Origin of the sequence: Aeoliella straminimaris (genome assembly GCF_024054565.1) — a bacterium.
Classification (GTDB): domain Bacteria; phylum Planctomycetota; class Planctomycetia; order Pirellulales; family Lacipirellulaceae; genus Aeoliella; species Aeoliella straminimaris.
This window is the reverse complement of record NZ_JAMXLR010000077.1, coordinates 326,778-335,082: the sequence shown is the minus strand read 5'-3', so window position 1 is coordinate 335,082 and position 8,305 is coordinate 326,778. Positions and strand designations below refer to the sequence as shown.

The window sequence follows — 8,305 nt, the reverse complement described above, 5'->3', positions numbered from 1 at the left end:
GGGGGTGTCAACATTTTCTTCGACAATTTGTCCGCCTGCTGACGGCCATCTTCCTTGCCTCTGCCGCCTTCGGCGGTTCACGGCCGCCGTTTCGCCACTATGGGCTAGCTGGAGTCAAGTTCAACCGCCGGTATCAATCGGTGTGGTAAATTCTCCAAAAGCGATCTTTTTTCCCCACTGACGCTGAACTTCGCCACCCCTTCGTCCCGAGCAACTTTGTGCCTCTTCGTTCAGCGAGTTCATACCATCTATCTATCACTGACGCTGCGAATGCCTCTTCCACCGCCCTCAACTAGGGAGAGCCTTGGAGACAGCGGTTGGACCAGCTTCGGCAAGTTACGTCCAATGCCAAATTGCAGAGGTGTCCGCTGGGCAAAGACACCTCCCGCAGTTGCGCGATACGGCGCAAAGGCTCTGCGGTCCCATCCGTAGTTCCCCGCGGGGTACATCACCTCAGCAAGATAGGTGGTCATCATCGTTGCCTTGGCGTGAGACTTCGACGCCGTTGAATTGGCGTGTCGTTTGGTCACGCCGTCAACGCTTCGGTCCGAATTCTTGCGAATCCGGCTACCTGGAAATTGCGTCGAAGTTGTTGAATCGGCCGTAGTAAGAAAATCGCTGTAGAAACCGCTCAGCGATTTGGTCCAATGGGGGTGTGGCGGGAGGTCCGCGCGGCTGATTGGCAATCCAAGTTGGGCTGTAGGCTCTGGGCTATGCTGTAGGCCAGAGGTTTGCGCTACCGGTACGCCCCCCTAGCCCTCCCCCAAACGATTTTGCGGTCGGAGGTTCGAGGAGGGGAAAGCTCCCACAAGCGAAATCGCCCGGGGGAGGGAACCTGCGCTCATTCGCGGAGCGAATGGCCACTTAAGGAGTTTTGGGACAACTGGCCGAGTATTGGGACAACTCGCGGAACATGCGGAGAACAACGTGGAGGGTTTTGTCCCCTCCCCCGATTGGTATTCCCGGTAAAACAAGTGGTTTCACCACCTGGGGGGGACCAAAACGGTTGGAGTTTTGGGACCACGGATTTGAATCGGGGAAGTGGGCCCAAAACTCTCGGGTCCAGAAAACGCGCGCGAGTCGGACCGTCACCGGCCCCGGATAAGGCTGGTCGGTATTCGCAATTGACGTCGAGAGTTCTCCGGGCTCGGGGACGAGCCAGCTCGCTGTAAGGAGTCCACCGTCTGGCGACGGTAGCTACGAGATCTGTCCGCTCGCTTAGGCGTAGACCAGGTTCAGCTTGTTCAATCCGTTGTAGGCGGCCACTTTGTAGCACTCGGCCAGCGTGGGGAAGTTGAACACATTGTTGATGAAGAACTCGGCGTCGCCATCCAGGGCCATCACGGCCTGGCCGATGTGAATCAGCTCGGTGGCGCCGGCGCCAATGACGTGGACGCCCAGGATCTTGTGCGTGTCGGAATGAATCAACAACTTCAACATACCGAGTGTATCGCCGAGCAGTTGCGCGCGGGCGATCTCGCGATAGTGGGCGATGCCGGCCTCGTAGGGGATGCCTTCCTGGGTAAGCTGCTCTTCGGTCTTGCCGACCATCGAGATCTCGGGAATGGCATAAATGCCGAACGGGAAGAGTTCGGTGTTGTAGTTGCCGACTTCGCACTGACCGAACGCGTGGCAAATGGCGCGGCGGCCCTGCTCCATGCTGGTCGATGCAAGTGCCGGGAAGCCGATCACGTCGCCCGCGGCGTAGACGTAATCGATGTTCGTTTGATACTGGTCGTTCACATGCAGGCGCTCGCGGTCGTCGAACTCGATACCAACGTTGTCGAGCCCCAACGATCCGCACACGCCCTGGCGTCCCACGGCGTACAGCAGCGTTTCGGCGCGCAGCGTTTTGCCGCTCTCGAGCTTGGCTTCCACCAGATGGCGAGCCTTGCCGTTGAGGATCTCAATCTCGGCAATCGATTCGACCTTCTCGCTCAGCCGCAGTGTGATGCCCCGCTGCCGCATGAAGTAGTGGAAGGCGTCGCCGATTTCGCGGTCGAGGAAGCCGAGCACCTGCCGGCGACCTTCGACCAGTGTGACCTTGACGCCGAGCGTGGCCATGATGCAGGCGTACTCGGTGCCAATCACGCCGCCGCCGACCACGATCATGCTTTTGGGCAAGTGGTTCAGCTTCAGCAGTTCGTCGCTCGTGAGAATGGTATTCTCGTTGAACGGAATCGACGCTGGCCGCGCGGGTCGGGTACCGACCGCCACCAGGAATTTGTCGGCCGTAATTTGCTCGGCCGCTTCCGGGCCTTCGACCACCAGTTCGTGGGATCCGGTAAAGCGGGCGGCGCCCCACAGCAGGTCGATGTGGTTTCGCTCGAATTGGTTTTGAATGAGGTCCCACTCATGACGCATGACGGTTTGCGACACGGAGCCGAGATCGGCGATGGTGATGTGCTTCTTGACGCGGTAGCTGGCGCCGAACAGACCTCGTTGGGCAGCTCCCGTGAGGTGCAGCACGGCTTCGCGCAGCGCCTTGGAGGGAATGGTGCCCGTGTTGATTTGAGCGCCGCCCAGCACGCGGTTCTTCTCGATAATGGCAACCCGTTTACCAAGCTTGGCGGCCTGGATGGCTCCCTTTTGGCCCGCGGGACCAGTGCCGATGACGACGCAATCGTAGTGTTTCATAACGCGAGGGGTGGGGGTCAGGGATCAGGTTCAGGATGGCGGCAAGTGCATATCGGTACCGATCGCACTGCTACCCCGCAATGACTCGTTACCGCCTCAATCGACTGATGTTATCGCAAAACTACAGCGTTAGCGAGTCTGCGGATGCGGTAATTGAGGGATTCCGAGTTGAATGCACCGCTAGTGAGGGTCGCACCGACTGCGAACAAAAACAGCTTGCCAGTTGTTAATTTCGGCCTATGTTTTGGCTGGTTTAGCCCCCAAACAGTCCCCTGTCCCGGTCCCTAAACTCGGTGAGGGACTGGGTCAGGAAAGACGAAGTTTCTCACAAAGTTAACGAATCATGAACCGCCGACAGTTTGCCTATTGGATTGGTGCTGGACTCTTCAGCCTTGGCGAGCGACTGCACGCCGAGACACTCGACACGTTGGCCGCCGTGGTGATGCAGTGCTCCGAGACGCTGGTGGATGGCCAGGTGGTCGTCGAAGAAGAACGGTGGAGCTATCACCAGGACAGCCGCTGGCGGTGGTTCGAACGCGAGACGCTGATTGACGGTCAATGGGAACTGACCGGACGCACCCGACCGATCGACCGCCGCACGGGCGAGGCGTTCACCAAATACGAAGGCTACCTGGACGACAGCCTGGTGCCGGACGAAGTGCGATTCGGCGAAGAGGTCGAGCACCCGCAACACGAGCTCGCCGACGAGGATGAGGACGACTACGGCGAGGCAGCCGTGCACCGCCGGGCGCGCGACGGGCGGCCCCCCAGCAAATGGTTGCGGAGCTTGTACGCCGAGGAGCTACGGCTGTGGCTGCCGGATGTCGACGTGCCGGATGTCGGCGTCAGCGGCATGACCGTCTGGACGCACCTGACCCGCGACCACGGTTTCGACGCCAAGCGGATCAAAGGCCTGAACGACGTCGAAATGGCCAAACTGCACTCCGTGGCGCACTACGGCTATTGATGGCTGCTGGCTATCTGCCATCAGCTCTTAAGCAACGATGTCGTGCACCACGCGGGCCGGTTTCACGCCGGTGAGCTTTTGGTTGAGTCCCTGGTGTGGGTAAACCAGCTTTTGGTGGTCGAGGCCCAGTAGGTGCCAGAGCGTGGCGTGCAGGTCGCGGACCTCGACCGGGTCCTTGGTAACGTGATAGCCGATGGGATCGGTTTCGCCGTAGCTGAACCCTTGCTTCACGCCGCCGCCGGCCAGCCAGATGGTAAAGGCGTGCGGATGGTGGTCGCGGCCGACAAACTGCATCTCGCGACCGCCGCGGTTCTCGCGCATTGGCGTGCGACCGAACTCGCCAGCGAACACCACCAGGGTGTCTTCCAGTAGTCCGCGTTGCTCGAGATCGGTCAGCAGAGCGGCCATCGGTTGATCGACTTCGGCACAGCGCTGCTTGAAGCCACTGTTGAGCGCCTCGCCTTGCGAAGCGCCGTGGGAATCCCAACCCCAGTGGAAGAGCTGCACGAATCGCACGCCTCGTTCCACCAGCCGCCGCGCCAGCACGCAGTTATTGGCAAAGCTCTCGCGGCCCGGCTGGGTGCCATAGAGCTGGTGAATGTGCTCGGGCTCGTCTGCCAGGTCCATCGCCGCAGAGGCCGTTAGCTGCATGTTGGCGGCCATCTCGTACTGGGCGATGCGAGTGAGCGTCTCGGGATCGCCGAACTCCTGGTAGGTATCCTGGTTCACCTGATTGATAGCCGAGAGGATGCGCTCGCGCATCGCGCGGTCGATGCCCTTGGGATTGGAAAGGAACAGTACGGGGTCGCCCTCGCTGCGACACTGCACGCCTTGATAGACCGACGGCAGAAAGCCTGCCCCCCAGGCGCTCTTACCGGCACTCGGCACTCGGCCGCCTGACACCAGCACCATGAAACCCGGCAGGTTCTGGTTCTCGCTACCGAGGCCATAGCCGAGCCAGGAGCCCATCGAGGCGTAGCCCAAGTTCTGATTGCCCGTGTGCATCAGCAGTTGCGCAGGGGCGTGATTGAACTGATCGGAGGTCATCGAGCGGATGAAGGTGACCTTGTCGATCACTTGCTCGAAGTGCGGCAGGCGGTCGGAGATCCACTGCCCTGCCCCCCCCGCCTGGTGGAACGGATAGCAGGACCCCAAAAGCTTGGGAACACCGCGAATGAACGCAAACCGTTGACCTTCGAGGAACTCCTGCGGGCAGTCCTGGCCGTTCAGTCGGTCGAGATCGGGCTTGTGCTCGAACAGCTCCAATTGGCTCGGCGCGCCGGCCATGTGGAGAAAGATCACACGCTTTGCGCGGGGCGTGAAGTGCGGCTGCCGCACCTCGAGCGGGTGCGCGGGATCGTGCTCGACGGCCCCAGACGATGCCTGCGCGGCATTGGCCGCCAGCCAATACGCCCCCAAACCCGCCATGCCCCCTTGGAGGAAGTGCCGCCGGGTGTGGTGCTGGAGCGTCGCGAGCTGCAGGTGATCGGTGAGGTTCATGGCAAATCTCCTTCCCCGTCCGGGGTAGGACCGGGGTGGGGGCTATCGCGTAATCACGTCGTCCAGGTTCATCACCGCGCTTGCCACAATGGTGAGGGCGTAGGACTCGGGTGTCGAGCCGAGCGCGGCCATTTCCTCGTTGGCAGCATCGAAGCTCTGCAGGGCATCGTCGTACAAGGCAGTCATCGCCGTCACGGCAGCCGCGCGCGGGGCGTCGCCAGTGGCTTGCTCCAGCGCCCAGGCGATCTGCTCGCGCGGCGTCGAGCCACCTTCGGCAGCCATACGCTCGGCAAAGCCCTGGGCACACTCCACAAACACAGGGTCGTTCATTGTCACCAACGGCTGCAACGGCGTGTTCGTGGCGATACGGCGGACGCTGCACACCTCGCGGCTGGGGGCGTCGAACGTCATCATCGACGGGTAGGGACTCGTCCGCTTCCAGTAAGTGTAGATCGCTCGTCGGTAGCGATCTTCGCCTTTGGCGGTGACCCACTGCGCTCCCGAGTAGACGCTTCGCCAGATGCCATCGGGCTGGGGCGGCATCACCGAGGGGCCAAACATTTTGTCGGATGCCCTGCCGCTCAGCATGAGCGCCTGGTCGCGTACCATCTCGGCCGTCAGTCGCAATCGTGGCCCCCGGGCAAGCAAGCGGTTCCGCGGGTCAAGCTTCGCCAATTCGGCACCCGCCTGCGAACTCTGTCGGTAGGTGGCCGAAAGTACTATCTCGCGGAGTAGCTGCTTGGTGCTCCAACTCATTTCGTGCTGGAACCGCGCGGCCAGATCGTCGAGCAACTGCGGGTGCGATGGCAGGATACCACTGGTACCGAAGTCGCCCACCGTTTCGACGATGCCGGTGCCGAAGAGCTGTTCCCAAAAGCGGTTCACCAGCACGCGGGCGGTAAGTGGATGCTCCGTGGAAGCAAACCAACGCGCGACATCCAGGCGGTCGACGGCCTCGTCCGTCTCGATTGCGGGAAATACCGCGGGCACACCAGGCTGAACCTCGTCGCCCTTGGAGAGCCAGTTGCCACGTTCGAAAAGATACGTATGGCGATGGGATTGCTGGGCTTGCTCTTCGATGGCAGGCATCGACACCGAGGCAATTGCCGCCCGCTCTCGCTCGGCCGCGGCCAGTTTGTCTTCCAGTTGCCGATACTCGGGGTCGGCCAGCAGATTGGTCCATGCCTGGCTATCGGACACGGCGAATCGGCCGCGGTTCATTACCTGAGCGATCATTCCAGTGGCGCTGCGGTTCTGCTTCAGTTGCAGCCGGATGCGCGCGTCTTCAGGCAGCTCCACGGGCTGGCTCGGCACGAACACCGCCCACCGCGGCCGGTCGAGCTTGGGGTACACGCCCCACCCGTCGTTGTTGTCCTTCAAACTGCCGGCCGGATCGAGAATCGGATCCGCCTCGTCGCACATGGCCAGATAGAAGCTCACCTCGCGAGGTGGCGTTTTGCCTGGCGTGACCACCCAGGCTCGCAGCCGGGTCACGGCGAAGCCTGCCTCGGGATTGCGCAGGGCCTTCTCGAGGTCCATCGGCAACGAATCGATGCGAATGGCCGTCAAACGCTGGACATCGCCAGGCACCAGATCGATCGTGAATACCGATCCGGCGGTCACGGTCCCCTGGGTGACGTATTCATTGCCTGCCCGGTTCGGATCGTCACGAACTTTCAGCTTCGTTTCGCCAGTCGACAGGGCGTGCTCGATGGACAGTGACTTCCATTGGTTGGAGTCTTCCGCCAGCGGCAATCCCGCGGCGTGCAATTGCTGCTTCAACTGCGAGATGCGACGGTCCAGTTCGTTCGCCTGCTCCCAATCCTCTTGGTTCTTGGGCACCCGCAGCCTGGGCGTTTCCTCGTCGCGGTCCCAATCGCGGGTCGTGTTGAACACGGCGACGAACTGGTAGTACTCCTGGTTTTCGATCGGATCGTACGGATGCGAGTGGCACTGCGTGCAACCAAACGTCAATCCGCCAAACACCTGCCAGGTAGTGTTCACCCGGTCGAGCACCGCCGCGGTGCGAAACTCCTCGTCATCGGTGCCCCCTTCGGTATTGGTTTGTGTGTTGCGATGAAATGCGGCCGCCACGCGGTCGTCCATCGTGGCCTCGGGCAACAGATCGCCGGCAAGCTGCTTGATGAGGAACTGGTTGTAAGGCATATCATCGTTCAGCGCGCGGATGAGCCAATCGCGATATGGCCAAATGTCGCGGTGGGGATCTTTTTCGAAACCCATCGTGTCGGAGTACCGCGCGAGGTCGAGCCACATGGCAGCCCACCGCTCGCCAAACTTGGGCGACGCCAACAGTCGCTCGACCACCCGCTCGTAAGCCTCCGGTGAGTCGTCGGCCAGAAAGGCGTCGTGCTGCTGGGCCGTGGGGGGAACTCCCACCAGGTCGAACGTCACGCGCCGCAACCATTCGCTCTTCTCAGCGGCGGGCGATGGGGCCAGGCCTTCGGCTTCCAACCGCGCCAGTACGAACGAATCGATGCGGTTGTTACCCCACTTTGCGCGGGTGGTCGGCAGCTCCTGCGGACGCGGCGGCACGAACGACCAGTGTTCCTCCCACTTTGCCCCCTCGGCAACCCATTGCTTGACCAGCGAAATCTCGCGGTCGCTCAAGGCAGACCCGTGTTCGGCCGGTGGCATTCGATAGTCGGGGTCCGGATCGGCAATCCGCTCCACAAGGTAGCTCTCCTCGACGTCGCCAGGCACGATGGCCCGCATGCCCGAGTCGCCTTCGGCGAGCGCTTTGTCGCGATAGATCAGCGAGATGCCGCTGGCTTGCTTCACACCACCGTGGCACGCGACGCAGTGTTTGGCGAAGATGGGCCGGATGTGCTCGTTGAAGCTCACTTGTCGGGGCGCCGCCCCTGCAGGTTCTTCCGCCGCGCGACTTGGCGTGAGCAGGTGCGACGCGACCAGTGCGACCAGCAGCACGGCCGACACAATACAGATTCTTGGGTTGAGCAAGCGGTGCATCGAAAAAGTTTCACCAAATCCGGAGGTGATGGGCCGCGCGAACCGCGGCAAAGGGCAGGTACCTGTATTCTAACTTCCTCGTCCAGCCCGGTACACATGGCCGGTCGCAGCAATCGTAAGGAGTTTCCGCACAAAGTGGCTTTCGCGGCCAAAAACTCGCGGGCCTTCGCCTGAAACGATAGAATAAGCCTCTTGGCACTCCAACTGATAGCG

4 protein-coding genes are annotated in these 8,305 nt (G+C 61.6%); 1 reads left to right on the top strand and 3 read right to left on the bottom strand.

All coding sequences use genetic code 11. The features are described 5' to 3' along the window. Nucleotides 1-1,218 precede the first annotated feature (1,218 nt). Nucleotides 1,219-2,637: a Si-specific NAD(P)(+) transhydrogenase gene (gene sthA, locus NG895_RS23635; RefSeq protein ID WP_252855011.1), complete on the bottom strand. Its 1,419-nt coding sequence runs from the start codon at nt 2,635-2,637 to the stop codon at nt 1,219-1,221. 343 nt (nt 2,638-2,980) lie between these two features. On the opposite strand from sthA, the gene NG895_RS23630 reads away from it, so the two are divergent. Then, nucleotides 2,981-3,604 (top strand): hypothetical protein, encoded by a 624-nt coding sequence (locus NG895_RS23630; RefSeq protein ID WP_252855010.1) that lies wholly within the window; start codon nt 2,981-2,983, stop codon nt 3,602-3,604. Between the two features lie 27 nt (nt 3,605-3,631). Here the strand turns inward: NG895_RS23630 and NG895_RS23625 are convergent, their stop codons facing one another. Together NG895_RS23625 and NG895_RS23620 are read right to left on the bottom strand one after the other, a co-directional pair. Beyond that, nucleotides 3,632-5,104 (bottom strand): DUF1501 domain-containing protein, encoded by a 1,473-nt coding sequence (locus tag NG895_RS23625; protein WP_252855009.1) that lies wholly within the window; start codon nt 5,102-5,104, stop codon nt 3,632-3,634. Nucleotides 5,105-5,146: 42 nt separating this feature from the next. Next, on the bottom strand, nt 5,147-8,092 hold the full coding sequence (locus NG895_RS23620; protein WP_252855008.1) for a PSD1 and planctomycete cytochrome C domain-containing protein: 2,946 nt from the start codon (nt 8,090-8,092) through the stop codon (nt 5,147-5,149). Nucleotides 8,093-8,305: the final 213 nt, after the last annotated feature.

What these genes read in the sequence shown, in the direction of transcription:
- sthA (WP_252855011.1), bottom strand. Translation starts at nt 2,637, where the DNA reads ATGAAACACTACGATTGCGTCGTCATCGGCACTGGTCCCGCGGGCCAA.
- NG895_RS23630 (WP_252855010.1), top strand. Translation starts at nt 2,981, where the DNA reads ATGAACCGCCGACAGTTTGCCTATTGGATTGGTGCTGGACTCTTCAGC.
- NG895_RS23625 (WP_252855009.1), bottom strand. Translation starts at nt 5,104, where the DNA reads ATGAACCTCACCGATCACCTGCAGCTCGCGACGCTCCAGCACCACACC.
- NG895_RS23620 (WP_252855008.1), bottom strand. Translation starts at nt 8,092, where the DNA reads ATGCACCGCTTGCTCAACCCAAGAATCTGTATTGTGTCGGCCGTGCTG.